This window comes from Staphylococcus sp. AS1337 (assembly GCF_051408735.1).
Lineage (GTDB): Bacteria > Bacillota > Bacilli > Staphylococcales > Staphylococcaceae > Staphylococcus > Staphylococcus xylosus_B.
Window position 1 is genome coordinate 1 of the sequence record NZ_JBOIHZ010000026.1, and the last position, 275, is coordinate 275.

Annotated in this window: 1 pseudogene; it reads right to left on the bottom strand. The window is 28.4% G+C overall.

The features are described from left to right. Nucleotides 1-275: pseudogene (locus tag ACSUE0_RS14575) on the bottom strand (helix-turn-helix domain-containing protein); the annotation flags it as partial.

Consider the following 275-nt stretch of genomic DNA (forward strand, 5'->3'; position numbering starts at 1 on the left):
AACTAACTCTACAATTACTTTTGGTACCACTTCCTTTCCAATTCCTTGTACTTTTTTTAAATATCTAATTCAATATCTTTTTTCTTATTATCTAACTTTAATTATTCAACTTCTGATAATTCTTCCACTCCTTTGCCATAAGCATATTGCTTGCCTCTTTGTTGATAAAATTTATAAGTTTCACCATTTTTATACCATCGCCACCAAGTTTTTACCTGTGTTCTGTTTTTGATATTTAATGCTTCCATAATTTCTTTTACAGTATATCCATCTTC